Annotated in this window: 27 protein-coding genes; 19 read left to right on the top strand and 8 right to left on the bottom strand. The window is 54.1% G+C overall.

The genetic code is table 11. From position 1 onward, the window contains the following. The first annotated feature begins 19 nt into the window (after window positions 1-19). The 4 genes from AC0YNX_RS15085 (at window position 20) to AC0YNX_RS15070 (ending at window position 3,944) form a co-directional block, all read left to right on the top strand. Window positions 20-1,090, top strand: a complete 1,071-nt coding sequence (locus tag AC0YNX_RS15085; protein ID WP_475816502.1) for a glycoside hydrolase family 76 protein — start codon at window positions 20-22, stop codon at window positions 1,088-1,090. A 105-nt stretch (window positions 1,091-1,195) separates the two neighbouring features. After that, window positions 1,196-1,495: a late competence development ComFB family protein gene (locus tag AC0YNX_RS15080; protein ID WP_475816501.1), complete on the top strand. Its 300-nt coding sequence runs from the start codon at window positions 1,196-1,198 to the stop codon at window positions 1,493-1,495. Between the two features lie 113 nt (window positions 1,496-1,608). Then, window positions 1,609-2,484, top strand: coding sequence for an NAD-dependent epimerase/dehydratase family protein (locus tag AC0YNX_RS15075; protein ID WP_475816500.1), 876 nt, complete (start codon window positions 1,609-1,611; stop codon window positions 2,482-2,484). A 137-nt stretch (window positions 2,485-2,621) separates the two neighbouring features. Continuing rightward, window positions 2,622-3,944: a hypothetical protein gene (locus AC0YNX_RS15070; RefSeq protein WP_475816499.1), complete on the top strand. Its 1,323-nt coding sequence runs from the start codon at window positions 2,622-2,624 to the stop codon at window positions 3,942-3,944. 355 nt (window positions 3,945-4,299) lie between these two features. Here the strand turns inward: AC0YNX_RS15070 and AC0YNX_RS15065 are convergent, their stop codons facing one another. Both AC0YNX_RS15065 and AC0YNX_RS15060 read right to left on the bottom strand, forming a co-directional pair. Further along, window positions 4,300-4,614: a helix-turn-helix domain-containing protein gene (locus AC0YNX_RS15065; RefSeq protein WP_475816498.1), complete on the bottom strand. Its 315-nt coding sequence runs from the start codon at window positions 4,612-4,614 to the stop codon at window positions 4,300-4,302. A gap of 6 nt (window positions 4,615-4,620) precedes the next feature. Beyond that, window positions 4,621-5,034 (bottom strand): type II toxin-antitoxin system RelE/ParE family toxin, encoded by a 414-nt coding sequence (locus AC0YNX_RS15060; RefSeq protein WP_475816497.1) that lies wholly within the window; start codon window positions 5,032-5,034, stop codon window positions 4,621-4,623. Window positions 5,035-5,173: 139 nt separating this feature from the next. Here AC0YNX_RS15060 and infC point away from each other — a divergent pair, with 139 nt between their 5' ends. Next, window positions 5,174-5,659 (top strand): translation initiation factor IF-3, encoded by a 486-nt coding sequence (infC, locus tag AC0YNX_RS15055; protein ID WP_475816496.1) that lies wholly within the window; start codon window positions 5,174-5,176, stop codon window positions 5,657-5,659. A gap of 65 nt (window positions 5,660-5,724) precedes the next feature. Here the strand turns inward: infC and AC0YNX_RS15050 are convergent, their stop codons facing one another. After that, entirely contained in the window at window positions 5,725-5,946 is a 222-nt protein-coding gene (locus tag AC0YNX_RS15050) for a hypothetical protein (RefSeq protein ID WP_475816495.1), read from the bottom strand. A gap of 226 nt (window positions 5,947-6,172) precedes the next feature. On the opposite strand from AC0YNX_RS15050, the gene AC0YNX_RS15045 reads away from it, so the two are divergent. The 10 genes from AC0YNX_RS15045 to AC0YNX_RS15000 all read left to right on the top strand — a co-directional run bounded on the left by AC0YNX_RS15045 (window position 6,173) and on the right by AC0YNX_RS15000 (window position 18,088). Next, complete coding sequence (locus AC0YNX_RS15045; protein WP_475816765.1) at window positions 6,173-6,676, top strand: hypothetical protein; 504 nt, start codon at window positions 6,173-6,175, stop codon at window positions 6,674-6,676. A 79-nt stretch (window positions 6,677-6,755) separates the two neighbouring features. After that, window positions 6,756-7,415, top strand: a complete 660-nt coding sequence (locus AC0YNX_RS15040; protein ID WP_475816494.1) for an HAD family hydrolase — start codon at window positions 6,756-6,758, stop codon at window positions 7,413-7,415. Window positions 7,416-7,554: 139 nt separating this feature from the next. Further along, the gene (locus tag AC0YNX_RS15035; RefSeq protein ID WP_475816493.1) at window positions 7,555-8,232 is read left to right on the top strand and encodes a response regulator transcription factor; all 678 of its coding nucleotides are present in this window, start codon (window positions 7,555-7,557) and stop codon (window positions 8,230-8,232) included. Next, complete coding sequence (locus tag AC0YNX_RS15030; protein WP_475816492.1) at window positions 8,232-9,506, top strand: sensor histidine kinase; 1,275 nt, start codon at window positions 8,232-8,234, stop codon at window positions 9,504-9,506. Before AC0YNX_RS15035 ends, AC0YNX_RS15030 begins: the two co-directional genes overlap by 1 nt. A 1,046-nt stretch (window positions 9,507-10,552) precedes the next feature. After that, window positions 10,553-12,058, top strand: a complete 1,506-nt coding sequence (locus tag AC0YNX_RS15025; RefSeq protein ID WP_475816491.1) for an extracellular solute-binding protein — start codon at window positions 10,553-10,555, stop codon at window positions 12,056-12,058. Then, window positions 12,058-12,804, top strand: coding sequence for an ABC transporter ATP-binding protein (locus tag AC0YNX_RS15020; protein WP_475816490.1), 747 nt, complete (start codon window positions 12,058-12,060; stop codon window positions 12,802-12,804). Before AC0YNX_RS15025 ends, AC0YNX_RS15020 begins: the two co-directional genes overlap by 1 nt. Then, window positions 12,758-13,840, top strand: a complete 1,083-nt coding sequence (locus tag AC0YNX_RS15015) for an efflux RND transporter periplasmic adaptor subunit (RefSeq protein ID WP_475816489.1) — start codon at window positions 12,758-12,760, stop codon at window positions 13,838-13,840. The genes AC0YNX_RS15020 and AC0YNX_RS15015 overlap by 47 nt, the downstream gene beginning before the upstream one ends. Window positions 13,841-13,869: 29 nt before the next feature. Beyond that, a complete protein-coding gene (locus AC0YNX_RS15010) occupies window positions 13,870-16,644 on the top strand; it encodes an FtsX-like permease family protein (RefSeq protein WP_475816488.1) in 2,775 nt (924 codons plus the stop codon). A gap of 24 nt (window positions 16,645-16,668) precedes the next feature. After that, window positions 16,669-17,634, top strand: coding sequence for an ABC transporter ATP-binding protein (locus AC0YNX_RS15005; protein WP_475816764.1), 966 nt, complete (start codon window positions 16,669-16,671; stop codon window positions 17,632-17,634). Further along, complete coding sequence (locus AC0YNX_RS15000) at window positions 17,606-18,088, top strand: RNA polymerase sigma factor (RefSeq protein WP_475816487.1); 483 nt, start codon at window positions 17,606-17,608, stop codon at window positions 18,086-18,088. The genes AC0YNX_RS15005 and AC0YNX_RS15000 overlap by 29 nt, the downstream gene beginning before the upstream one ends. A gap of 157 nt (window positions 18,089-18,245) precedes the next feature. Here AC0YNX_RS15000 and AC0YNX_RS14995 read toward each other — a convergent pair whose 3' ends face one another. The 4 genes from AC0YNX_RS14995 to AC0YNX_RS14980 all read right to left on the bottom strand — a co-directional run bounded on the left by AC0YNX_RS14995 (window position 18,246) and on the right by AC0YNX_RS14980 (window position 22,169). Continuing rightward, window positions 18,246-18,944: a PspA/IM30 family protein gene (locus tag AC0YNX_RS14995; protein WP_475816486.1), complete on the bottom strand. Its 699-nt coding sequence runs from the start codon at window positions 18,942-18,944 to the stop codon at window positions 18,246-18,248. A 284-nt stretch (window positions 18,945-19,228) separates the two neighbouring features. Beyond that, entirely contained in the window at window positions 19,229-19,462 is a 234-nt protein-coding gene (locus AC0YNX_RS14990; RefSeq protein ID WP_475816485.1) for a PspC domain-containing protein, read from the bottom strand. Between the two features lie 467 nt (window positions 19,463-19,929). Then, the gene (locus AC0YNX_RS14985; RefSeq protein WP_475816484.1) at window positions 19,930-21,219 is read right to left on the bottom strand and encodes a LysM peptidoglycan-binding domain-containing protein; all 1,290 of its coding nucleotides are present in this window, start codon (window positions 21,217-21,219) and stop codon (window positions 19,930-19,932) included. Between the two features lie 119 nt (window positions 21,220-21,338). Next, window positions 21,339-22,169: a hypothetical protein gene (locus tag AC0YNX_RS14980; protein ID WP_475816483.1), complete on the bottom strand. Its 831-nt coding sequence runs from the start codon at window positions 22,167-22,169 to the stop codon at window positions 21,339-21,341. Between the two features lie 307 nt (window positions 22,170-22,476). On the opposite strand from AC0YNX_RS14980, the gene AC0YNX_RS14975 reads away from it, so the two are divergent. Beyond that, window positions 22,477-23,064, top strand: coding sequence for a guanylate kinase (locus tag AC0YNX_RS14975; protein ID WP_475816482.1), 588 nt, complete (start codon window positions 22,477-22,479; stop codon window positions 23,062-23,064). 84 nt (window positions 23,065-23,148) lie between these two features. Here AC0YNX_RS14975 and AC0YNX_RS14970 read toward each other — a convergent pair whose 3' ends face one another. Then, window positions 23,149-24,006, bottom strand: a complete 858-nt coding sequence (locus AC0YNX_RS14970; protein WP_475816481.1) for a helix-turn-helix domain-containing protein — start codon at window positions 24,004-24,006, stop codon at window positions 23,149-23,151. An 80-nt stretch (window positions 24,007-24,086) separates the two neighbouring features. Between AC0YNX_RS14970 and AC0YNX_RS14965 the strand changes: the two genes are divergently transcribed. Genes AC0YNX_RS14965 through AC0YNX_RS14955 form a run of 3 tightly spaced genes read left to right on the top strand, consistent with a single transcriptional unit; the run spans window position 24,087 to window position 26,917 of the window. Further along, window positions 24,087-25,160, top strand: a complete 1,074-nt coding sequence (locus AC0YNX_RS14965) for a Gfo/Idh/MocA family protein (RefSeq protein ID WP_475816480.1) — start codon at window positions 24,087-24,089, stop codon at window positions 25,158-25,160. Between the two features lie 14 nt (window positions 25,161-25,174). Then, window positions 25,175-26,056 (top strand): sugar phosphate isomerase/epimerase family protein, encoded by an 882-nt coding sequence (locus AC0YNX_RS14960; protein ID WP_475816479.1) that lies wholly within the window; start codon window positions 25,175-25,177, stop codon window positions 26,054-26,056. Between the two features lie 18 nt (window positions 26,057-26,074). Continuing rightward, on the top strand, window positions 26,075-26,917 hold the full coding sequence (locus AC0YNX_RS14955; protein WP_475816478.1) for a sugar phosphate isomerase/epimerase family protein: 843 nt from the start codon (window positions 26,075-26,077) through the stop codon (window positions 26,915-26,917). Window positions 26,918-26,987: the final 70 nt, after the last annotated feature.

Here is a 26,987-nt window from a genome sequence, read left to right as displayed (position 1 = left end):
GGGGAGGCCATGGAGGGTCATGAAGGTATGGAACAATCGCGCGGAAGAGGCGCAGCAAGCGTTGTCGGACTTATTTTGGAATCCGTCCATTCGTCTGTATGATATCGAAATTCCGTGCCCGGATGGGGCATGCAACACGATCTTTCACTATTGGTGGATGGCGCATGCGGTAGATGCGCTTGTCGACGGGTATAACCGGACAGGGGATGCGAGGTATGCCGAGCAGCTGGAGGAAATCTATGACGGCCTGCTCGCGCGTAACGGCGGCGCCTTCCCGAACGAGCTGTACGATGACATGGAATGGATGGCCATCGCTTGGTTAAGAGCTTATGGGGCGCTTGGCGTGGAACGATACAAGGAAGCTGTGCTCGTGTTATGGGAAGATATTAAGACCGGCTGGAACGACGCCATGGGCGGAGGCATTGCCTGGCAGAAGCCGCAGCTTGATTATAAGAATACGCCTGCGAACGGGCCTGCTATTATTTTGGCGGCAAGGTTGTATCAGCAGTTCGGTCGTCAGGAAGACCTCGACTGGGCGATACGCATCTACGACTGGCTGAAGAGTCACCTCGTGAATCCGGACAATGGCTTTGTGTGGGACGGCATGAACCGTGTAGGTGACGGGCAGATCGATAAGGAGTGGAAATTCACCTACTGCCAAGGCGTGTACATTGGTTCAGGCGTAGAGCTGTTCCGGATTACGGGGGATCGCACTTACTTGGAGGATGCGCTGCGTACAGCCGATGCGGCTGAGCAGGAGTTGACCGATCCGATAAGCGGCTTGCTGCCGGATGAAGGAGACGGAGACGGCGGGTTGTTCAAGGGCATCCTTGTCCGCTACCTTGGCGAGCTGGCGAAGGAAGCGCCGGAGCATAGCTCGGCAGCGCCGCTCCTTGCGCGGAACGGAGCAGCGCTTTGGTCGCTCGGGCGTGACGCGGACCGCAGCGTATTCCATACGCAATGGGGAGCGCAACCGGCGGAGCGCGTAACGCTGAGCACGCAGCTTAGCGCTATCATGCTGCTGGAGCAGCTTGCAGCGCTGGAACGTCAAGGCATTGAAGCGGCGGTTCAGCAAGGCGAAGTGGTGTAAGGATTTCGATGTGGGGAAAGGTGTCCTAAGACCTACTAAAATGTACTTCACATTCCAATGAAATCCAGTATAATTGGCAGTATAGAGAAGTATTGGAGTGGGCACATGAACTATTCGGGTCACTTGAGAGTAATGAATGCGATGGAGCCAATCGTGGTTGATATTATAGAAGAGCATTTTGTTAAGCCAGGTGTGCTCAACTGTAATTGTGACAACTGCAAGCTTGATATTTTGCTGCTGACCTTGAATCATCTCCCTACGCATTACACCTCCAGCCAGGAGGGCGAAGCCTACATTAAGGCTCACTATATGAACCCGCAGCAGGTTTCGGATGTGCTAAGGGAAATTACGAATTCGGTTCAGGTGATTGAACAGAAGCCGCATCATCGAACGCTAAATATGTAGTCCTATTTTTGAAATCATCCATTCTTACGGAATGGGTGATTTTTGCTTCTCAGCTATGGAATATGGCAAGATAGATACATAGACAAGCTTTGTGACAAAGGAGAGATTGGCTGATGCGCAATGTGCTGGTGCTGGGCGGTACACGATTTTTCGGGAAGAAGCTGGTCGAGCGGCTGCTGCAAGCTGGCGATCAGGTCACGATTGTGACAAGAGGCGGGTTGTCTAATCCGTTCGGTGAGCAAGTGAAGCATCTGCAGCTGGACCGTACGAATGCGGCTGCGCTGGAGGAGGCTATCCGCGATGTCTCTTATGATGTGGTGTACGACAACATTTGCTTTATGCCGAAGGAAGCCGAGGAGGCGGTGAAGCTGTTCGCGGGCAAGACGGGCAAATACATCGTCACGTCCACGCTGAGCGTGTATCCATTCGGAGAGCCGCGCAAGACGGAGGATTTCTTCAACGCAATGGAATATACGGTGCCTCATCCGTACCCGCACGATATCAATTATGGCGAAGGCAAACGTCTGGTCGAAGCCATCTTCTTGCAAAAGGCATCCTTCCCCGTAGCGGCGGTGCGTTTCCCGATCGTACTGGGTGCGGATGACTACACACGGCGACTGCATTTTCATGTCGAGCATGTGCAGCAGGAGCTGCCGATTGGCATGCCGAATACCGAGGCGCTGATGTCGTTCATCGATGCCGACGAGGCTGCGGCTTTCCTCGACTGGCTGGGTCGATCAGAAGCGGTAGGGTCATTTAATGCTTGCTCCAAAGGTGAAATTTCGCCAGGCGGCATCGTAGCGCTCATCGAAGAAGCAACCGGGAAGCAAGCATTCCTTGCTCTCGAGACGGACAAGCAGCATGATTCGCCGTTTGGCGTTCCCGAGCCGTGGTATATGAGTACCGCGAAGGCAGAAGCTGCGGGCTACATGTTTAAGGAATTGAATGATTGGCTGAAGCCTCTCATAAAACAGCTGGCTGCAGAATAGATAGGAAGAAGGAATAGGAATAAGAATATGACGGTCGCCCTTGGCTCTTGGGGTGGCTGTCTTTTTTTTGTATTCATAGCGATTGGAAAATCCGCCCATACTATGTGAGGCTGTTTATTTGAGGGTGGAGGGTAATAATGAGAAACGGAAACAATCAAGCGAGTATACGAATATGGGAAAGATTGAGGAGGAGCTTGCTGCCGGCGATGCTGCTGTTTGCGGCTGTTGTCTTCTTCGGCGGGGTAGCAGAGGCGAAGTCGGCTGAGCCGTTGCCGAAGAAGCCGCTCATGGCAGCCTTCGTTCGAGGCGGTGCGCTGTGGGTGAAGGTCGACGGCAGCGGCGAGAAGCGGTTGACGGAAGCGAACCAGGTGCATGGACCGAAATGGTCGGCAGATGGGGCATGGCTCGCTTTTACAAAAGGAGAGAATCAGCAGGACCTGTGGATGGTGAATGTGGCTTCAGGCAAGAGCAGGCTCGTAGCCGCGAATGCAGACGGAGGTCGCTACGCATGGTCCCCGAACCGCGGACTGCTTGCCTTCGTGCAGAATCAGCGGCTGTATGTCGTCGGTACGGCAGAATCCTCGAAGCCGGTTGAAGTGACTGGAACGGTAGGCGACATCGGGAACTATGCATGGCAGCCGAGTGGCAATGGCTTCCTTGTATCGACAGCGGCTCACCTATTACCTGACGGCAATTGGACGCCGGTGCGGTTAGTAGAAGTTATGCTGCCGAGCGGATCTGCCGCGGGAGGAGCGCCAGCGAAGCCGCTTGCGGTGCTGCCTGCCAAGCTGAACGATCAGGTCGTCGTAGGCACGAGCACATTCAAGTGGTCGGCAAGCGGCAAGTGGATCGCGTTCCTCGCGACGCCGACGGCGTCCTTGTCCGCGGACGGCAATACGTTATGCGTGCTGTCGGCTGATGGCAAGCAGCTGAAGCCTGTTGATATGATGGTGAACAATGCGAACTGGTTCGAATGGCCGGCACAGACGGACTCGCTGGCCTATATAAGCGGCATTGGGCGGGAGGCAATCTCGAACAAGCAGCTGAAAGTCGCCGTAGCGCCTGCGTTCCGGCCAGGCCCGTCATATACGCCAGCGGGCTATGTGGATCAGAATTTCACATGGCTTACGAGGAGCGATATCGTCGTGCAGCGTGCGAAAGCGAGCGGAGATATCAGCAATCCGGCGCAGCGGCCTTATCCGAATCTGGTGAACGTGACGCTCGGCGGCGGGCAGCAGAAGCGGATCACGAGAAGCAGCACCGAGGCGGGGGATTATCAGCCTGTGTCGCTTGGCGCTAATGGCCTCGCTTGGGTGCGGTCGAACAAGACCAAGGCCGACGTGATGCTCGCGTCGCAGGACAAGATCGGGAAGAAAGCAAGCGTGTGGATCAAGGGCATCGATATCGGCGACAATTTCTATGAGCAATGGAACTGGGGATCGGTGCTGAAGTTTTATTGAGCATTGACTGCTGCCGGCCGGCTGGAGCTGCTCGCGCTCGCTAGGCTAACGGATCCTATACGCCTTATTGATCCAAATTCAGCGCTCAAAAAAATGTAACGGACTCCAGAAGCGCTATTTGCCGCGTTTGCAGCTGATTGAGGCCGATTTCAACGGAATAGCGTCTCTGAGATCCGTTACATTCCAGAAACGAGCGATTTGTGCCCAATAAGGCTTCTGGAATCCGTTAGCGGCATTCCAATAGTGCATGACTAAGGACACCAGTGAAGGTGTCCTTTTTGAGAAAACAAAATCTGAAAGACAGCACTTATAAAAAGTGAATATCTTTCGGGTGAATTTGACCTGACCGAGCTTTTTATGCGAAGACCTCTTCCTCCCTTGCAGCGGCTTCTTCGTTTTCCATTGGGTTGTCGGTGAAACTCAGTTGTACACCAAGCGCGATGGCGATTCTCAAGATCGTTTCAATAGAAGGGGCGGTCGTACCTCCTTCAAATCGTGCAATGGCGGATTGTTTCATGCCCGCAATCTCGCCTAGCTGCGCCTGCGTCCATCCTTTAGATTCACGAAGTTCAATCAGTTCGGCTACCATCCGAGCCTTTGCACGGATGAGTTCGACTTCCATTCGACGCGCAGGGTCCATATCATTAACCATGTCGTTCCAAGTTCTCATGTCGCTTCATCTCCGTTTCTTTTTGGGTAGGCTGAGAGTTACCGGGTTGTTCTTTATCCATTCGTCGCGCAGTCGACGGGCGCGCGCGAGTTCCAAACGATCGGTTTGGTTGCTATCCTTGGTATAATGTGAGAGTAATACAAAATGATGGCCATTCCACATACAGCAGAAAATGCGTTCGTCTTGTGGCCGGAGCTCGTAGAGGTTGTAGTTTTCTGGCCCTTGCAGATGCTTGATAAAGTTTGCCCCGGCTCTAGTGCCCTGAATGGAGACACGAGCGAAAATGTAGTCAAGTTTCTCAAGCAAGATTCTAGCGGTTTTGTCGCCGGTAGATTTTCGTCTTTCTAAAACAGTGTAAAAATGTTCGACCTCTTGAGTGAAGATAATTTCATACACTAGGATGCCTTTTCCTTTCGTCATTATCTTTATGCCCACTCGCAGGCGTTTTATAACGTTTCTGTTATTATTATAACAAATCTGTTATATGGCGAACAAGCCATTCTTTATGCGATAATAGCGCTATGAAGCAACAAAATGGGAAGAAGGAGCGGTTACTAGCATGATCGTCAATGAGCAGATTAAAGCATCGGAAGTACAGTTAACCGGAATAAACGGCGAGGATCTCGGCGTCGTCACGCGGGAGGAGGCGCTTGCGCTCGCGAAGCAGCACAAGGTAGATCTCGTTTGCACATCGCTTATGAGCAGCCCGCCGCCGTGCAAGCTGATTAGCAAAGGATCTGCGAAGCAGGACGCATCAACGCAGAAGCGCGAGGAGAAGAAGAAGGATCAGCCGCTGAAGGCGAAGGAGATCCGGTTGACGCCGCACATCGAAGATCACGACTACGACACGAAGCTGCGCCAGTGCGAGAAGCTGCTCGCCTCAGGCAATGCGGTCGATCTCGTCGTTCGCATCCAAGGCAAAGAAGGCCCCAAGGCGAAGGAATTGCTGGAGCAACTGGTGAAGGAACTTGCCGGCAGCGGCAAGAAGGAGACAGGCATCCAGCTGAGCGGCAAACAGGCTGCTGTTAAGCTGTTGCCCTTGTAAACAAAGAAAAGGAGCGTCTCCGGCTGGAGATGCTCCTTTCACTTATTCAGATAAATGCTGCTCGGTCAGAACGAATGCCGATCCGAATAATTCCGGTACACATGCTCATCCGGGTCATGGCTGCCGAAGGAATGCTGCACGTTATCGACGATTTCCTCTACCGCATCGCTCAGCATGTCCAGCGGCCCGGAGCTTTCGTGATCACGCGGCGTGTTTATGCCTGCGGCTGTGTTGGAGGTCTTGTTGTAGAACTCGTCATACTCATCGTGGGTGTCTCGGTTTATCATCACATTTTGCCACCTTTACTTGGGATGGGTGCTGCCTCGCAATATCTTTCCTATTCTGTCCATTAATGGCATGGAATATTGTGAATTTTTTTAGGTGCAAGTACTAGGAAATAGCCGTCGCAACATAAAATGTCGTATCAGAACTCTTCCAGCTCATGTGAGCTTTGGAGTTGCTGCACCGCTGTGTTATAATCACAGCAACTATTTCCATTATCCGGAGGCGATTATGCTCAGCTTCGACCAGAAGATTTCGATTTTGGAGTCCTTTCCTGAGCTCAAGCGGAAGGACGTGTCACTAGGCCGTGTCAATTATCAGTATGAAGAGAGTCTGTATGAGAAGAAAAATGTTGCGTTTCACCTTCACCCGAACGGAAACGGCTTCATCTACGCCGGCAACCTGGAAGGTTATGATACCGATGACAAGGGGTTTGTTAACGTTCGCAGCTATGAAGCGGACGCGTTCCGCAGGCTGGTAGAAGAGTCCATAAGGTCGCTCTCCTACCGGAAGCCGGAATGGAACGAGCGATCAGTTAGAGAAGCGGCGAATGTGCCGCGCGGCAGGAGCGAAGTGTCTTCATCGACATGGTATGGACCGGATAGACAATCACTGATTTTGCGTCGCGAAGACGATCTCTGGTATGTGTACGCTGGTGCGAGCTTAGAGATGGTGCTTGAAACTTACGAAGAGGCAGAACAATACTTACAGGAGGAAGGGTTCTTCCTGCTGTAGTGAATAGGAGCCGTCAGGAGTATTATGGAAACTGACGGTTTTTTTTATTTGTTTATAACCATTAGAGGGGATGAAGAAGATGACGATAAAAGCGATTATTTTTGATTTTGACGGTACGCTGATGGATACGGAAACTTGCGCCTATGACGCCATATGTAAAGTGTACAAGCACTACGGGCAAGAGCTCGCGCTCGAGAAGTGGGCGATCTGTATCGGAACGGTGAACAGTCCATTCGACCCTTACGACCATTTGCAGGAGCTGGCAGGCAGACCGCTTGACCGTGATCAGTTGAAAAAGCATTTTGACCAACTGCATGACGAGGAACTGCATAGCGCGACGCTGCGGCCGGGTGTACTAGAAATCTTGGATGAAGCGCGGCGGCTCGGTCTGCGTATCGGCCTTGCATCAAGCTCGGATCGCGTATGGATTAATCGGCATTTGCAAGAGCAGGGCATTGCGGAATACTTCGAGGTCATCTGTACAAGAGACGATGTGCTGCGAGCGAAACCGGACCCGGCCTTGTATCTACTCGCCTTGGAGCGGCTCGGCGTGAATGCGGACGAAGCGGTGGCAGTTGAAGATTCGCTGAACGGGCTAACGGCGGCTAAGCTTGCGCGCTTGCGGGCAATTGCCGTGCCGAATCCGGTGACTGCACAGATGAACCTGTCGCAGGCCGATGTGATGCTGGATGGCTTCGAAGGCATAGAGCTGAAGGAGCTACTTCGCCAATTGGTTTAGCTAGACTAGCAGAACTTACCAGAGCTTGATAGAACTACAAAACTACGCCTCGCCGCCTATTCTTTAACCCTTTCTTAAGGTTCGCCATGTACAATTGGACCAATGGAAATATGGCCGTTAGAAGAAGGGGCATGGCAATTTGCGAATTTTAATAGTGGAAGATGACCGCCCGCTGCGCGATGCGATAGCGATGGTGTTAAGAGAAGAGGCTTACCAGGTCGATGAGGCGGACAATGGCCTCGAAGGGCTGTACCTAGCCGAGCAGCGCATCCACGATCTGGTTGTGCTTGATATTATGCTGCCTGGGATGGATGGTCTGACCGTCCTCAATTCGCTGCGAGCCAAAGGAATCACACTGCCAATTCTGCTCCTCACGGCAAAAGACAGCGTGGAAGACCGGGTCCTGGGGCTCGATGCAGGCGCCGATGATTATATGATTAAACCCTTCGCGACGCCCGAATTGCTCGCGCGGATTCGCGTGCTCATGCGCAGGCAATTGCGCGGCGCTCCGGATGGGGAACTGAATTACGGCGGCATTACTGTGAAATGCCAGGCGATGGAAGGGTATGTAGGCGGAGAACCGCTTAAGCTGACGGCCAAAGAGTTCGAGCTCATGGAGTTTCTGCTGCTCAACAGGGAGCAGATTCTTACCAAAGAGCAGCTGCTTGACCGCGTATGGGGCATTGATTCGGATGCGGGAATCGGTGTCGTTGACGTTTATGTGCATTATCTGCGCAAGAAGCTGGCTCCCTCGGGCTATGACCGCTGCATCCATACGATTCGCGGCGTCGGATATATGCTGAAGGAGAGAGCGTAATGTTCAATCGTACCCGCATCCAGCTTACCATCCGCAATGCCGCTGTGTTGTCCGTTATTCTTATCACTTTGAATGCATCTGTGTTTTTTGTGATGAAGGATATGCTCATGTCTCAGATCGATCGGTCACTGACCGGAGTAAGCAATAAAATGCTTTTGACGCAGACGGCGATGCCCTCGCAGACTGCAGTTCTCTATGAGGTCAATCAGATGGACAGGCCGGTTATCCAACTCTTCTGGTCCAAGGATAACGAGCCGCTCCAGATGCCGGCGAACGAGATTATCGGGGAGGACCAGCTGCTGAAGCTTCAGCCGGACAAGCTCGCCAAAGCTCTGATGACCGTCAAAGTCGGCGATCAGTATTACCGCGTCTATACGAAAGGCAGCGACGCGGATATACCTGTAGTAATCAGGAACGACAGCGAGTATCAGATTGCGAAGCTGCAGCTGCTTACGAATATTTCTGCGGAGACCAGTATGCTTCACCGGCTAAGGTTGATTTTGCTTCTGGGCGGGTTTGTCGGCCTGCTCGTTGCCGTTGCTGCCGGCTATTATCTGGCGAATCGAGCGCTCATTCCGATTCGGCTCTCGCTGGAGAGGCAGCAGCAGTTCGTCTCCGATGCTTCGCATGAGCTGCGCACGCCGCTGTCTGTTATTCAAGCACATGGGGAGCTGATGCTGCGCCATCCCGATCATACGATCGAGCAGGACAGCAAGCATATTTCCGTGGTGCTGCAGGAAACGCGGCGCATGAGCAAGCTGGTCGGCGGCTTGCTTACGCTCGCGCGGTCGGATTCGAACCAGCTGGAGCTCGATAAGCGGTCGGTTCAGCTTGACCGGATTGTGCAGGATAGCGTCAGCAAGATGCAAATGCTCGCTGAAGTCAAGGAGATCATCCTTCATGGCGAAGCGGAAGCTACTGTGCCGATGACGGCTGACGAGGAGCGGCTGCACCAGCTGCTAACGGTGCTGCTGGATAATGCAATTAAGTACACGCCGGAGGGCGGCGTCGTTCGTGTCATCTGCCGCAAGCTCGCCCATACTGCGGTGCTTGAGGTAGAAGACACTGGCATCGGCATTGCAGCGGATCATCTGCCGCACGTGTTCGATCGGTTCTATCGCGCCGACAAGGCGCGCACCCGCCAGGAAGGCGGCACCGGCCTCGGCCTTGCCATCGCCAAATGGATTGTCGAGCGCCACGGCGGCAAGATTCGGGTGGAGAGCAAGCTCGGCGTCGGCACGAGAGTTATGGTTACGCTGCCGTTGACGGCGTAGAGGGGAGCGGTTGGTTGTCGGTGTCCGATTGGCTTACAGCTCAAACAGCGCACCGGCCATGAGTTAGCGGACGCTAGTCACCGGCAACCCAACGTGCGCTTCAGCTGCGATCCCCACCGCCATCTAACGAACGCTAGTCACCGGCAACCCAACCTGCGCTTCTGTCGCGATCCCCACCGCCATCTAACGAACCCAGGAAGCGTTATTCGATCCAATACAGCCCCATCTGAAATGCTAACGAACTTAGGACACGCTATTCAGCTCAGAAAGCGAATTTTTCGCTTGATTCTGGCCCAATAACGTCGCTGGAGTTCATTAGAGTTTGATAGGGGCTATTTTTGTGCGAATAAGGATGTTACGGTTCGTTAGCGGTACTGCGAGCGGGTGAATTGGCGCAACGTGGGCCGAGGTTACGAAGTCCGAGAGGACGAAGCAGGCTGTCGAGCAGCAGGCAGGTGGGTAGCAGAAACGGCAATGGCAATGGTCTAGTCGAAGGATTGAACGAGTAGCAAGGGATCTTCAATCGAGATAGGGAGAGCAAGCCCCCAGCTTGCAGCCAGCTAACAGCCCCTCGCCCTCCCGTGCCGCCCCCCGCGAAGCTTCTAACGGACTCAGGAAGCGTTATCCGGTCGAATTTGCCCCGTTTGAAATTCTAACGGACTCAGGAAGCGTTATTTGGCCGCAATGCTGCGCTTTACGCTCCATTTTGGCCCAATAGCGCCGCTGAGTACCGTTAGAGCGCAAACAGAGCTAATTTCGGGCGAATAAGGTTTGTACGTTCCGTTAGCAGTGGTGCGGTGGATTAGTTGGTTAGTAGCTACGCAAGCGAGTGTGCTGCGGGTCAGTAACGATTGCAACCAGCCGGGAAACTCGCACGCCTCCTAGCTATACGTCGTCATTTTCGAAGAGGGAGACTCCGGTCTTCCTCTTTTTTTATGTTCTATTCAGCGTCTATTAAGCTTCCTTTCAGCTTCTCTAACGGATTTCTAAAGATCGCCTTGCATACTTGAACGAGTAGATCAATTCATAGAAGAAGGGTGATTGTATTGGTTAAATCATGGGGCAAGAAACCGGCGCTGAGCCTGTCCGCGCTGACGCTGCTCGTTGCGATGTCGGCCTGCACGTCGGCGGGAGGCAAGAAGGGCTCGGATTTCGGGGGCTTGGATAGAGAGGACAAAGGAACGCTGAAGGTGGCTTACTTCGACGAGCAGGCGTTCTTCAGCCAGTATGGCAACGCGTTTCAAGCGATGTTCCCGAACGTGGATGTGGAAGTGGTGTCGACGGAAAGCGTGTTCCAGGCAGAGGACCCGGAGGCAGAGCTTGAGAAGCTCATTCAGGACCAGCATCCGGATGCCTTGTTCCTCTCCGAAGATCAGTATGCTGAGCTAGCTAAGAAAGGAATGCTCTACGATCTGGACGCAGCCGTGAAGCAGGACAAGTTCGACATCGACAGCTTCCAGCCGGCAGTCATTGATCTGCTGAAGCAGCGCGGAGGCGGCAAACTGTATGGGCTGAGTCCGACCTTCTCCAGTCAGGCGCTGTATTACAACAAAGATCTCTTCGACAAGTACGGTATCCCGTATCCGAGTGACGGCATGAGCTGGGAGGATGTCATGAAGCTCGCGGCGCGCTTCCCGGCGAAGAAGGGCAGCGACGATCCTGAGGCCATGATGAAAGGCGAAGATGCGTTGTACGGCATGGCGCAATCGATTGAGACGAGCAATTCTTTTGACCTGATTCGTTCGATTGGCGAAGCAAAAGGATTGCTGTATGCCGACACCGACGCGAAGACGGTATCGATTGACACGCCGGAGTGGAAGAGCATCTTCGAATCCGTTATTGCGGGTTACAAGTCAGGAAGCTTGACTGCCCCGCAAACAAACGGCGGAGGTGGCATGGGCGGCATGATCCGCATGGCCGGAGGTCAGAAGGGGATAACGTTTGGCCCGAGTTCGATGCGGTTTATGCAGGGGCAAGCGGCAATGGCGGTCGACGGTCCGATGATTATGAATATGATGAGCAGAATGGCCGGAGCGAGCACGACGGTGATAAAAGGCGGCGATGGCAGTGCTAAGAGCAGTGATGCGGGCCCGCGACCGCTTGGTCAAGATATTAATTGGGATGTCGTGACGATGCCGGTTGACCCTGCGCAGCCGGATGTAACGGGGAGCATATCGCTAGACAATGTGGTTGCCATTAATGCGGCATCCGAGAGTCTGCCGCTGGCATGGGAGCTCGTCAAATACGTCAACGGCGAGCAATTGGCGAAGACAAGCTCGAAGTCGTCCCCATCGCTCTCGTCCCGCACCGCATTCAAGAATGAGACGGATGGCAAAAACATTGATGCGTTCTATGCACTGAAGCTTAATGAGCAGAGCTTGCTGCAAAATCTGCCTGATGGCTTTGCGGATGCTTTTGCCCAGATGGCCGACGAACAAATTCAGAAAGCAGTAGACGGCTCGCAAACAGTAGACGCTGCACTGAAATCGATCCAGTCCAAAGGGCAGGATCTGCTCACTAAGGCGATCGCTGACGAGGCGGCGAAAGAGTAATGGCGGCGGAAGAAACGCAGCTGCAACAGCAACAACCGCACCTGAAGCAACAGCAACAACAGCAACCGCTGCTTGAGGTGCGGCATGTGCATAAGAGCTTCGCCGCAGGAGGGAGCAGGCGCGTCGATGTACTGAAGGGCATCGAACTTGCGATTGAGCCGGGCAAGCTCACGATGCTCCGTGGACGATCGGGGTCTGGGAAGACGACGCTGCTCAATTTGCTTGGCGGATTGGATCGCCCGACAGAGGGCGAGGTTGTTTTTCGCGGGAACAGGATCAGCGAATGGAGCGATAAGCGGTTGACGCTGCTGCGGCGCAAGGAGGTCGGGTTCGTGTTCCAATCCTTCGCGCTGCTGCCGCTCCTCACCGCATGGGAGAATGTTGAGCTGTCGCTTCGGATGGCAGGCATTCCCCGCGCGCAATGGAGGGAGCGCACCGCGAGATGTCTCGAGCTCGTCGGACTTGCGAAGCGGGCGCATCATCGGCCGTTCGAGCTGTCCGGCGGCGAACAGCAGCGGGTGGCGATCGCGAAGGCGATTGCTCACCGGCCCGCGCTGCTGCTGGCGGACGAGCCGACAGCGGAGCTGGACACGATGATGGCGGCGCATATTATCGGCGTATTCCGCAGCATTATCGAGGCGGAGCAGATTGCGATCTGCATGACGACACATGATTCTACATTATGGGAGGCGGCTGACGTTGTATACCAAATGGCCGATGGGCGGATTGTCCCGGCAACGGCGTAACCGGCCTATGAAGAGTGCCGCACGGCTCTTGCTCGCAGGGCTTAGCTTCGCGCTTCTGACCGGCTGCTCGCTGCTGCCTCAAGAGGAAGAGCAGGAGGCGCTGCCGCAGATCCGGGTGCCGAAGATATCGCAGAAGCCGGAGTATCCCGTGAAGCGCGAGACGCTTACGCTCAGTGTGAGCGGGTCCGGGAAGCTGATGAGCGAGCGGGAGGAGAATCTATATTTTACAGTGGATAACCAGCGCATTACGGATGTTCTAGTCAAGGCAGGCGACAAAGTGAAGAAAGACCAGGTGCTTGCCACACTGGATACGGGCGATACCGAGAGCCAGATTCGCCGCAAGGAGATCGATATTGAGAAGGCGGGGCTGGATCTCAAGGAATCGATGCGCAATTCAAGTCAGGGAGCTGCGGGCGATAGCGGCGATACCGCGCTGCGTAAGCAGAAGCTCGATTATGAGCTGCTCGAGAGCGAGCTCGCCGATCTGAAGAAGGAGCTGGCTGGCTCGAAGCTCGTTGCACCCTATAGCGGGACGATCGTAAGCTTCTCGGCGAAAAAGGGTGATCTTGCGAGGTCGTATGAGAAGGTTGGGCAGATTGCCGATATGAACAAGCTCGTCGTTGCCGCTCAGTTCAGCGCAACCGATCTGGCAAGCATCGCGCCGGGGATGGAGGCGACGGTTAGCATCAATACTGGCGGAGAAGTGACGGGGAAGGTTAGGCGGATGCCAATTAGCAGCGATCAGGATAATGATGATGATTCGCTTGATACTTATGTGCTGATTGATGTGCCGAAGCTGCCGGAAGGTGTCGGTCACGGTACGCCGCTCTCGGCTTCCGTCATCGTCGAACGCCGCTTGAATGTGCTCACGATTCCTGTATCTGCTCTGCGGACTCAGAATGACCGGAAATATGTGATGGTCGCGAATACCGACGGCACCAAGGGAGAGGTGGACGTTGAGGTCGGATCGCAATCGACGACGGAAGTGGAAATTAGCAAAGGACTTGTAGAAGGCCAGAAGGTTGTGGGGAAATAATGCCAATTCTCCTTTTTCTGCTCTTGAAAATGTGGCAAAATCGCTGGTTCACTCTGGGCACGCTGCTCGGGCTGACGGTTGCGGCTGCTTTTGCAATGAGTATTCCGATGTATGCAGACGGAACGCTGAAGCGGGTCGTGGCGAAGTCGCTTCAAGAAGAGACGCAGGGGCTACCTGCGGCCTCGCTTTATATGAAATATCAATCCGCTGGCGATGACGAGACGGATTTAGAGGGGCTTGCCGAAGTGGACAACTGGATCAGCAAGCAGCTGCCTGAGAAGATCGGTTTCCCTGCGGAGGCGTACTCCAGTCGGATGGCGCTGCCCTCGTCAGTCGTGCGTCCTACGGACAAAGAGAAAGCGGGCAGGCTCGTGCGTATGGAGCTTGCGGCGCAGAGCGACATGCAGAGCAAGACCCAGATTGTGCAAGGGAAGCTTCCACAAGAGGGGATGCAGGACAGCGCAATTGAAGCGCTTGTGCTGGACGAGGCGATGGCTCGGTATGGTTGGAAGATCGGCGATACGTTCTATTATGATGCGCGTAACAGCGACGGCAAGACGAAGCGGCTCAAGGTGCGCATTGCCGGCTCATACAAGCTGAAGGATGAGGCTGACCCGAGCTTGGCGATTGACGGCAAAGATAAGCTGGCAGCCACCTTACTCGTCGGCTCTAAGACGATGATGGATACGCTGCTAAAGGACAACAAGCTAGTCCTTGATTCAGCGGGTTGGTACTGGGCGTTCGATCTGCAAAATATTCGCATCAGCGACCTCTCGCCGCTAATCAGCGAGCTGCAGCGGCTTGAAGTCAACCTGAGCCGGATGATGGACAATACGAAAGTCAACTTGACGTTCGTTGATATGCTGCAGGACTTCCAGAGGCAGAGCACGCTGCTGCAGGCGATGCTGTTCGCGCTGGCTGCGCCGGTGCTGGCGATGGTGCTCTACTATATTACGCTGAACGCGCAGCAATCGCTGGAGCGTCAGCGCAGCGACATCGCGGTGCTCCACAGCCGTGGCACCAGCCCGCGTCAGATCATCGCGCTGTATGCGATTGAAGCGGCGCTGCTTGGCGCGGTTGCGCTCTTGATCGGGCTTGGACTCGCCTGGTTCATGGCCAAGACGATTGGCTCCTCGAGCGGCTTCCTCTCGTTCGTCGGCCGCAAGTCGATTCCGGTCGGCTGGAACGGGACCGCCTGGTTGTTCGGCATCGCCGCGACGCTGCTCGCGGTTATCGCTACCGTCGTGCCGGTCCGCAAGTACGCCGAGGCGTCCGTCGTTCAGCATGTGCAGCAGCGGGCACGAACTGGCGGGGCGCCGCTCTGGCAGCGGCTTTACCTCGATGTCGTGCTGCTGGGCTTGGCGGCAGGCGGCTGGTACTTGCTCCGCGGCGGGCAGTTCGCGGCTGTAGGGAGCAACGGCGGCAGTGCCAGCGGCGGCGGATCGGCTGACATTCAGCCCGTCATCTTCGCAGTGCCCGCGCTGCTCATCTTCGCGGCCGGATTGCTCTGCCTGCGGCTGTTCCCGCTGCTGCTCCGGTTTCTGCGCACGGTGCTGAAGAACCGTGCCCCGGTGACGGTTTACTTGACCTTGACGCAGCTTTCGCGGTCGGGGGCGGCTTTCTACCCGATCATGATTTTGCTCGTATTGACGATCGGACTTGGTGTCTACAATTCCTCTGCCGCCCGGACGATGGATATGAACGCGAACGACCGGACGCAGTATCAATATGGCACAGACGTTGTCTTGAAGACCGCTTGGGAAGGGATTCAGGATGAGGATGACCAGAACAAAATCTATTACACAGAGCCATCCTTCGAGCTATACCGCAAGCTAGAAGGAGTCGCTTCCGCAACCCGCGTGTTGAAGGCGACGGGCAAGGTGGAGGTAAGCGGCAAGTCCGCAGGAACCGGGCAGGTTGTCGGGATCGATAATGCGGATTTCGCGAAGACAGCCTGGTTCCGCGATGATTTGTATCCGGTGTCTCCTTATCAGTATTTGGATGCGCTAGGCACGGCGGAGCAGGCAGTATTGGTATCGAGTAATTTTGCGCAGAAGTATGGGCTGAAGGAAGGAGACCCGATCCGCATTCGGATGGGCTATGACAACACGCCGGTCGACTTCGTTGTTGTCGGCATCGTACCTTACTGGCCAAGCTTGTATCCGGATGAAATGCCGTTCTTTATCGCTAATCTGGACTACATCAATCAGCAGATTGAGAAAATCCCCTATGACGTGTGGCTTAACATGGAGAACGGCGCGAAGCTGGCTCCTGTGCTTGAGAAGCTAGCGGCAAGCGGCATAACGGTATCGCAAGTGGATGACGCGCGAGGTGCGCTCATTGAGCGCCGGAACCATCCGGCACAAGGAGGCGTGTTTGGCATCCTGAGTCTCGGCTTCCTCATTTCGTTGCTCGTGTCCTTGCTTGGCTATTTAATCTTCTGGTTCTTCACGTTATCGCGTCGTGTCGTTCAGCTCGGGATATTGCGAGCGATGGGACTCTCTCGCGGGCAGTTGACCGGCATGTTGCTGCTCGAGCAGTTGTTTACGACCGGCTTGTCTGTTGCTGCCGGCATCGGGCTCGGCACGTTGGCGAGTCGAATGTTCCTGCCTTTCTTGCAGGGAGGCAGCGATACGGAAGCAGCGCGGCAAGTACCTCCATTTCGAATCGTGTTCGAGCCGGGTGATGCGCTCAAGCTGTACGTGGCAACAGCCGTTATGCTTGCTGCCGGCGCGTGTCTGTTGATTATGCAGCTGCGGCGGCTGCGGATTACGAATGCGGTGAAGCTCGGTGAGGAGCGGTGACGGATGGAGGTGCTTAAGCAGATGATGATACATTGCGAGGGCTTAGTGAAAATTTTCAAAACCGATGATATCGAGGTCGTCGCGCTGCAGGGACTGAATTTGAGCGTCGCGAAGGGCGAGATGATGGCGATCATCGGCAACAGCGGGAGCGGCAAGTCGACTTTGCTGAATATTTTGGGCGGTCTCGATCTGCCCTCAGCCGGAACAGCGAATGTTGGACCATGGAATTTGCTCAAAATGACCAAGGAAAAGCTGATCGAATACAAACGGAGCACAGTCGGATTCATCTGGCAAAATAACGGCCGCAACCTGGTGCCCTATCTCACCGCGCTGCAAAATGTCGAGCTTCCGATGATGATTCAGGGCAAGGCAGATCGTGCATACGCGAAGCAGCTGCTTGCTGCCGTTGGCCTCGAGCATCGGATGATGAGCAAGCTGACGCAACTGAGCGGTGGCGAACAGCAGCGTGTTGCGATTGCAATCGCGCTTGCAGGCCGTCCGCAGCTTGTCCTTGCGGATGAACCGACTGGCTCGGTCGACAGTGCGACCGGCGAGCAGATTATGGCGATCTTCCGTAGGCTGAACAGGGAGATGGGAGTGACGATTGTCATCGTCACGCATGACTTATCCATCGCAGATAAAGTTGACCGTGTAGTTGCGATTCGTGACGGATTGACGAGTACGGAATGGGTGAAAAGAAGCGAGTTTGAAGCAGTTGCGTATGTGCCAGGTGATGGCGATGGAGATAGAGGTGGCGACACGGGGGCAATCGCGGAAACGGGCTTTGGATCGCGGCATGAGCAGTTCGCAGTCATTGATCGGTCGCATCGTCTGCAAATTCCGAAGGAATATGTGGAAGCGCTGAATTTAACGGACAAAGCAGTCATTGATTTCGACGGAGAATCTGTGCGAATTCGCCCGCCAGCGGGTGCTGCTTCTACGGCTGGAGGTGCAGGTTCTCATGGAGCGGGCAGCGGCGAAGCTGAATGAGCTATATGCGGCCCATGCGAATCAACTGAACCAGTACATGTATAAGCTGACCCGCAATCGGGAGGAAGCGGCAGATCTGGTGCAGGAAGCTTTTCTTCGGTTGATTATGCAAGGCGGCGATATGCCCCATTATCCGAAGACGTGGCTGAGCCAAACGGGCTACCGGTTGTTTGTCGACCAGTGGCGGCGTAAGAAACGGATTACGTGGCAGCCGCTCTGTGACTCGATGCTTGGTGCGGTGACGCCGGAGGAAGCGGTGCTCTATAGCGATTTCGAACGCATCGTGCGGCTCATGCTGCTGCGGCTCAAGCCGCGCACTCGCGCCGCGCTCTATTTGCGGCTGTTCAAGCATTCGAGCTACAGCGAGATCGCCGGCCAGCTCGGCTGCAATGAGAATACGGTCAAGACGCACATCCGGCGCGGAAGGGCGCAGTTGGCGGAGTGGCTGGCATGAGCATGACAGAACATTACACTGGCGTAGGACTGTAACGGCATTACACTTTAATGACATCACATTTTAATGGCCTACCTTAGGGCAAAAGCAAACAACCTGACTTTCCGCTTCTTACAGCGAGAGGTCAGGTTGTTATTTTTTGCAGGCGCAAGTTGGTTTATACGTTGTCGTTTGGCAGCTTCTTGCGCAGCAGTTCCATTTGCTCATCAACCAGCGAGTGATTTGCAGCTTGCGGTGCTGTGCCGGACGGCGCACCATATGCGCCCCCGTTGGTGCCGTATGGATTGCGGTTTCTTAGCTCCAGATGCGCTTCCCACTGAGCAATCTTCTCTTCGATGCGTTGGAATCCGCGGGATGCGAAGCCGCCTTCGAAGTCATTGCGGCTGAAGTTCGGCATCTCGGAGCGTGTTTTGGCCGAAGCTTGCTGAATGCGGGATTGCAGCTCCTCGCGTTTCTTCAGCAGCTTCTCTTGCTCCTCGCGGGCAAGCTCCAGCTGACGGGTCAGCTCGACCACTCGTTGCTTTGCATTCTCATGCCACTGTGTATACTCCTTCGCTTTCTCCACATATTGAAGCTTGGCTGCCAGCGATTCGCGCGCTTGTCCTTCTAGTCCGGCTCTCATCGCGTCCATCGCTTTCGCTTCGCAATGCTCAGCCATCACGGACGCTTCCTGCGCTTGCTTCTCCATACTCTTGGCAGTCGCTTCTTGCTTAGTCAGTTCCTGCTCGGTCTTCGCAATATCATCTTGCATGCCGCGAACGTACTGATTCAGCATCATTGCGGGACTTTCCAGCTTATCGAGCAGCTCATTGGCAGCTGCCTGCGTAATATTGAATAAACGGTTTAATAAACTCATGTTGAACATCTCCTATTTGATAATGTAGTGGTGGTTCGGCTCGAGAAGGGTACTAGGTACTCTACATGAGCGAGTTTGCTGGTATTAGGCTTAACAGGGGGAGTGAGAACCCTACATGAAGCAAATTAGTTCGTTTTCTGCTCAAGAGGAGCAGCAGGTACCCTGCATGGAGCGAATTAGTTTGGCTTTTTGCTGCTCGGGAGGGGTTATTCGTACCCTTCATGAGCTTCTCTGATTGCTGATTTGTACTCAAGTGAACTACCTACCGCTCTTATTAGTTTCGATTATCCAAAGTAACGGAACGAACCGCTTGGAGGTGGGGGAATAACCTCGAATGGTGCTTTTGGTACAAGAATGCTGGCGATGACGTACAGCAGCAGTGTCGTACCGAAGCTGAATACGCCGGAAGCGATCAGCACGATCCGAACGATCGTCGGGTCAACGCCGAGCCATTCTCCAAGCCCGCCGGCAAGACCGGTAATTTTGCGATCCATCGTGGAACGGAAAAGCTTTTTCATGTGAATCCATCTCCTTATTTATGATCTTTGTCATTGTTTATAGTGAGTATGTTGATTGATCTAATGTGCGGTACGTATTGCGCTAACCGATATCCTTAGTTTAAAGATCTGCGGCGTTCTTCGTAACCGTCCCGCGGCTGTTTCTGAAGCTGGCCTTAAGGCGGGGGACCCCTCCGACCTAAGGCGGCTATCTGGGGAGGAGCATTGGCTGCTTGAGAGAACCTATATTTGCTCTCAGCGGATTTTTAGCGCGAATTCGGAGCTGAGAGCACGTATCTGTGCTCTCGGGTGAAGGGGAGGAGTGAATGGGCGTGGTTTGGTCGCTGAGAGAGGAATTAACCTCTCTCACTGCCCAATTCGCAACGAATCGCGGGGAGGCTCGCACTGAGAGAGGCAACACCCCCAAAAAAAACCGCCACCTGAGCGCAACGCTCAAGTGGCGGTTTACTTTGCTAGCACTGCTTCAATTAAAGCAGCTTCGTCACTCTGAAGTTATCCTCCAGCAGCAGCCAGTTTTGAGGGAAGCTGAGGCCAAGCTTCCAGTAGCTGATGCCGCGCAGTTTAAGCTCCTTCAGCAGGTTAAACTTCGCCTGGATGGAGCGCGCATCCTCGAACCAGACGCGATGCTCCTTGCCGTTGTCGTCCCAGTACGTGCAGTGCGGCGCCTGTGCCGTGTAATCGTACTGAATCGCCGCGCCCCGCTCTCTTGCAAGCGTAATGGCTGCCTGCGGGCTGATCGCTTTCGCATATGCGCCGCCTGGCACATAAGGGAGCGTCCAGTCATAGCCGTACAGATTCTGTCCCATCATGATTTTGTCCGCCGGAATCTCAGTGAGCGCATATTCAAGCACAGTGCGAACCGGTCCGATTGGAGAGACCGGCATCGGCGGTCCACCGCTGTAGCCCCATTCGTACGTCATAATGATGACGAAGTCGGCAATTTGTCCATGCGATTTGTAGTCATGCCCAGAGTACCATGCGCCTTGCTGCGTGGCACTCGTCTTGGGAGCAAGCGCGGTGGACATGGAGAGCCCGGCAGCATGAATCGGAACAACCGCTTTGCGGAGGAAACGGTTGTAGGCTTCCCGATCCTCCGGGCGCAAGTGTTCGATGTCAAAATGAATATCGCGGTAACCAAGCCTCTCCGCCGTCTCGATAATATTCGCAAGGAGCTTATCCTGCAGCGCCGTATCATTCAGGATCAGGGCGCCAAGCTCCGCGCTAAACTGATCATTCTCCATATTCGTCACCGTCATCATCATCGCAACGCGCTGGCTTCGCGCAATGGACGATAGATCATCAAGCGGGGGCAGGGTAAGAGTGCCTTCGCGCGTAATTCGGAAGTTCGCCGGGGCAAGGTAGGTCAGATGTGGCGCGGCATCGCGAGCCGCCTGAATAAGTGCGTCCGATACGGTTCCGCCACGTGGCTCGATGTACGCATTCACGGCTGCATTCCGCTTCGGAGCCGGCGGAATATAGAGCCGCAGCCCCACGTTAAGCGGCGCAGTCAGCGGGATTCGGTTCGCGGTCGCGATTGCTGACGCGGTAGTACCGAATGTGCGGGCGATCGAATTGAGGGTGTCGCCCTGCTGCACCCAGTAATACTGCCCGACGATCGGAATAACTAATGCCTGTCCAATGACGAGCGCATTGCTGGCGGATATTTCATTCGCTTCCGTAATGGATTCTACCGGTACGCCGTATGTCTGGGCGATCCGGTAAAGCGTCTGTCCCGCCTGAACAACATGAATCTGCAAGCTGATCTCCTCCTTATGTACTACCGAGAGTAGCCGTAAGTACGCAGTTCGCCTTCTACATGCTATTCAAGAATGCAGTCATACATGTCAGAGGTTCCTGCTAAAAGACTGCCAGACGACTATGACTTGGCAGGAATTTGCGCATTCGTCGCACTGATAATGCCGCTGATACGGCTCTCAAAGCTGCTAATTCGCTGCTTCTGCTCCACAATCGTTCGCGACAGCGAGACGAGCGTGGTCAGCGACTGCAGCGTTCCTTCAAAGCTAACGCTCTTCATTGACGCGTTCATTGTCTTAATAACAGGTGAAATATTCTTCTTCGTACCGGAAATGACCGCCTGCACCGATCGAATCTGGTCTCGCAGCGGATCGGTATCGGCGAGCGTTGCACGCAGATGTTTGATTTTGCTAGTGGTTGCTGCTTTGGCCGCCTTCAGGGCATCATCCTTCGCTCGGATATCAGCACGGGCAAGCGTCACAGCCAGCTTCATTCCATCCGCCTGGATTTGAAGCAGAGCAGCCAGCGTCTTCAGCTTCAATGCCTTCGCATCCTTGATCTGCGAATTGAGTGACGTGTACATTGCTAGCAATGGCTTATATTTCTCGCGTACCGAAGCCGCATCCTGAGCGAGCTTGTTCAGCTTGTCGGCATCGATCCCTTTAATCCGATTGCGAACGGTTGTAAGCGAATTTCCATTGTTGATGTGTTGTGTCTCGATCTGCTTATCCAGCGCTTCCTCGGACTTCTGCAACACCGACAGGATTAGCGATTGTGCTTGCAGCTTCTCTCTCATCTGCGGGCTGGCGGCGGTGAGCTGTTTCGCAAGCGAAGCTTGTGCTGAAGATGTCAGCTTGACAGACGAGGCCGCGGCAGAGCCGGGCATTGCCCCAATCACTCCAATGACCGCAATAAGAACAATTAACAAGGCTGAAAACGCTTTTTCCTTCATAACATGTAACATAGGACTCATTCCTCTCTGAACCTGAAATTCCCTGAAAACGCAAAAAACCCGCAAGAAAGGCTGCATAAAGAGCCTTTGCTTACGGGTGCTTCCGACGTAAGAGAATCCGGTTTATATGATTTTTGTAAAATATATCCGAATTCATAGAAATAGTCAAGCGTCTTGCAAATAGAACAATTGCTGGATTAATTTGGTTTAAGTTATAATAGATATGTTATACCTTGCCATGCCTGACTCTTCAACGCTTAGTTGCAAGAAATGTACCTAAAATCGGTAAGTTCAGGAGGTTGTGCGGATGGGTGAGCAGCATGAACGCGAGATCATTTTCGTATTTACGGGACCAGACGGCTCGGGACGTAAGACGGTCGCTGAAAGTGTAGGCGCAACGCTCGGCATTACGAAAGTTATCTCTTTTGCAACGCGCAGACCGCGGCTCGGAGAGATTAACGGACAAGATTACCACTTCATCACGCCAGATTTGTATGAGCAGTTCGATTCGGACGGCGAATTTATTGAAAGCGTAACCGTGAACGGCAACCATTACGGCTTGCGTGCCAAGGACATCGCTTACAACTTGAAAAAGAGCGGCAGCATCTACCTCATCCTGAACCCTGAGGGCGCGCATGCGCTGAAGGATACGTATGGCGACAAAGTCGTCCGCATCTTCATCTACGCCGACCGCCGGACCGTGCAAGAGCGGCAGAGCGAAGCAGGGCTCGATCAAGCCATCATTGAGCATAATTTGAATCAATATGAATCTGCGATTCGTTATCAAGCAAGCTGTGAGCACGCTTTTGAAAACTACGACTTAGCCCATACCGCCTTCGATATTTCAAACACGCTGGAGAGCTACCTGCAGCGTAACCTCGAAGAGCGTGATTAGCAGATATGCAGTTTATCCCAGGCTCGCCCCTTCAGCATAAGAAGAGGGCGGGCTATTTTGTTTGGCCGCCAATGCGCTGATTAATCAGCCCATGCGCTTACGATACGTCCGCGGTGCAGTGTCGGTCATCTTCTTGAACACGCGCGAGAAATAGAACATATCCGAATAGCCGAGCAGCGCCGCAATCTCATTGACGGTCTTATCCGAGCTGACGAGCAGTTTCTTCGCTTCCGCCACTTTGAGACGATGAAGATATTCGCCGAGCGGATATCCGGTATAACCATGCACGATTCGGCGCAGTGTAGGGATGGAGATATGATGGCGCGCAGCAAGCGCCGCCGTGTCGAGCGGCTGATAGATAGACTCGGACAAGTCATCAATTACCTTGTGAACGAACAGCGAACGGCTGTCTGTCTCAGGGCTGTCAAAGCGGAGCATCATATCAAACAGCAGCGACTCCAGTGAGAGAGCTGCACGATCCTGGTTGGCGGGGACAGCGCTGTCGATCAGTTGGAAGATGAGCTCGATTTTGCTGAAGAAGCTTTCGTCCGTTCCGATATGCTTGACCAGCTCGGGCTGCTTGTACCAGCCTGCGACCCACTCTTGAACGCGATCGCCTACCAGGGTGAAATAGTACTCGTCCCAGAAGCCGTTCTTCTCGGGACCATATTGGAACACTTCGCCGGGATAGAAGCAGAAGAGCGATCCGGCCTCAACGTTCTGCCGTTCGCCATCGCCTGCCTGGTAATAGCCACGGCCAGCGCTGATATAGACAAACGCCCAATGATCGAATTCCGTCTTCCCCCGCTGCTGCGTTCGACCTGGCAAATGCCCGGCATGAATGATCGTGAGCGATTTGATGCGCAGCTTCGTAATATCGACCATCGAGTCGAATAGGCGAAGTGGCAAAGGACTGATCATATTGTCCATGAACGTTGGCATGCTGTGCATTCTCCCATCTGAGGTGACAAGTTAAACTCATTATAGCGAAACCGATTACATTTAGGAAAGGTTGATAAATAATGACGAATACAAAAGAAAAGCTTCATATTGGCGTTGTTGGGGCAGGCTCTATCTCCGGCGCGCATCTAGGTGCATATTCTACAAACCCGAATGTCGTGCTGGTTGCGATTTGTGACGTGAATGAAGAGCGTGCGAATGCGGCGGCGGACAAGTACGGCGCAGCTAAAGTGTACACCGATTACAGAGAGCTGCTTGCTGACCCAAGCATTGATGCGATTAGCGTATGTACTTGGAACAACATGCATGCGGAGATTAGCATTGCTGCTCTTGAAGCGGGCAAGCATGTGCTTTGCGAGAAGCCGCTCACGAAGACGGTCGAGGACGCAGAGCGCGTTGCGGCTGCTGTAGAAGCATCGGGAAAGCTGCTGCAGGTTGGCTTCGTGCGCCGTTATGCTTCCAGCGTCGAAGTGCTGAAGCGCTTCATTGACGCGGGCGATCTTGGCGAAATCTACTACGCGAAGGCGACGTGCCTGCGCAGACTTGGCAACCCTGGCGGCTGGTTCTCCGATAAGGAGCGTTCTGGCGGTGGACCGCTGATTGATCTTGGCGTCCATATTATCGATATTTGCTGGTACTTGATGGGCCGTCCGAAGGTGAAATCGGTTACGGGCAACACGTACAAGAAACTCGGCAACCGTTCGCATATTAAGAACCTTGATTTCTATAAAGCAGCTGACTATGATGCGGAGCGCAATGACGTTGAGGACTTGGCGAATGCGATCATCCGTTTCGAGAACGGCGCTTCCTTGATGGTCGACGTCAGCTTCACGCTGCATGCGCAGAAGGATGAGATTTCGGTGAAGATCTTCGGCGACAAAGGCGGCGCAGAAGTGGAGCCGGAACTTATCATTATGGGCGAGCAGCATAATACGATCGTGAACCTGACTCCGCAAATTGATCATAAGACATTCGATTTCCTAGATGCGTTCGGACGCGAAGTTGGCTATTTCGTAAACAGCTGTCTAGGCAAAGCAGAGACGCTGAGCCCGGTTCAAGACGGCGTGGAAGTGACTCGCATGCTGTGTGCGATTTATGAGTCGGCTGCTACTGGGAAAGAGATTATTTTTGAATAGAGAGGGCGTATAGTATGTCGATTCAATTGGCGAACAAAATCGGCGTTATCGTCGACAGCTTCGGCATTGGCGTGCGTGACGGATTGTTGAAAGCGAAGGAAGTCGGCGCGGAAGGCGTGCAAATCTATGCCGTATCCGGCGAGATGGACCCTGCGAACCTGAATGCGGCGGCAAGACGCGAGCTGCGTTCATATATTGACGGACTTGGCCTAGAAATTTCGGCGTTGTGCGGCGACCTCGGCGGTCACGGCTTCCAGGATGGTGCAGCCAATGCGGAGAAAGTCGAGCAGTCGAAGCGGATTCTCGATCTTGCGGTTGACCTCGGCACGAACGTGGTGACGACGCATATCGGTATCGTTCCGGATGACCGGAATGGCGCGATCTACACGGCGATGCAGGAAGCTTGCGAAGAGCTGGGTCAGTACGCGAAAAGCCTGAATTCGTATTTTGCAATTGAGACAGGTCCGGAGCCGGCTGCTCACCTTAAGAGCTTCCTCGATACGCTCAGCACGAACGGCGTGTCAGTTAACTTCGATCCGGCGAACATGGTTATGGTGACGGGCGACGATCCGGTGCAGGGCGTGATTACGCTCAAAGATTATATTGTGCATACGCATGTGAAGGACGGCAAACGGATGCGTGTCGTTGATCCGCGCCAAGTGTACGGTTTCCTCGGCTATCAGAAAATGACGCATGAGCATATTGCCGAGATGGCTGCTGCCGGTGCGGACTTCGAGGAAGTGCCGCTTGGCGAGGGCGGCGTTGACTTTGACGCTTATTTTGCCGCGCTGCAGTCGATTGGTTACAAGGGTTATCTGACGATTGAGCGCGAGGTAGGCGCGAAGCCGGAGCTCGATATTCGCAAAGCGGTTGAATTTATTAAAAGGTATCGTTAAGAGGAGGCTTGTCAGGTTATGAAAATCGCAGTAAGTGTATATAGCTGCCACAAATATATGTTTGACGGTTCTTGGCAAAATGCCGACTTTATCGACTACGCGGCATCCATCGGCGCCGGCGGCGTTGAGCTGCTGACCGTGTTCTGGAATACGGAGCGCGATCTTGCACCAGTGCGCGAGGCGCTTGCTCGCAATAATGTGAAGCTGGCTTGCTTCGGCGCATGCAATGACTTCGTGAAGCCGTCTGCAGAAGAGCGCGCAGCTCAGCTGGATGATATTAAGCTGGCCGTTGATATGGCGGTAGAGCTTGGTGCGGAAGTGGTGCGCGTCTTCGCTGGCGATCGCAAGGAAGGCATCACCTTCGAGCAAGGAAAAGGCTGGATTGTGGAAGGTCTCGCAGCTGGCGCGGCGTATGCATTAGAGAAAGGCGTAGTGCTTTGCCTTGAGAACCATGGCGTGTTCGCCGGAAAATCATGGCAAGTGGAAGAGATCATCAATTCGGTTGGATCGCCGGCTCTGCGCAGCACGTTCGATATGGGCAATTTCTTGCTTGTTGACGATGAGCCGAAGCCTGCGTTCGAAGCGTTGAAGTCTTTCATCAGCCACGTGCATGCGAAGGACTTCAAGCTTGTTGGTCCTGAAGCGACCGAAGGCATCTATCGCTCGCTGGACGGCAGACCGTTCATCGGCTCCGTGCCGACAGAGGGCGATGTTGATGTCAACGACATCGTTGCTCGTCTTGCAGGAGTTAATTACAGCGGCTGGATGACGATCGAGTATGAAGGCTTGGAGGAGCAGAAATCCGGCACGGCAAGAGCGGCCGATCTGCTTCGTCAGAGCGTGGAAGCTACACGCGTGTAACAGAGCGTGAATAGAGTGAGGAGTCCCCGAATGGTCGGCTGATGCTGATCGTTTGGGGGCTTTTTTGTAT

The organism is Paenibacillus sp. J31R98, assembly GCF_056269245.1.
The sequence above is the reverse complement of the archived record's forward strand: the minus strand, read 5'-3'. Positions and strand labels throughout refer to the sequence as shown.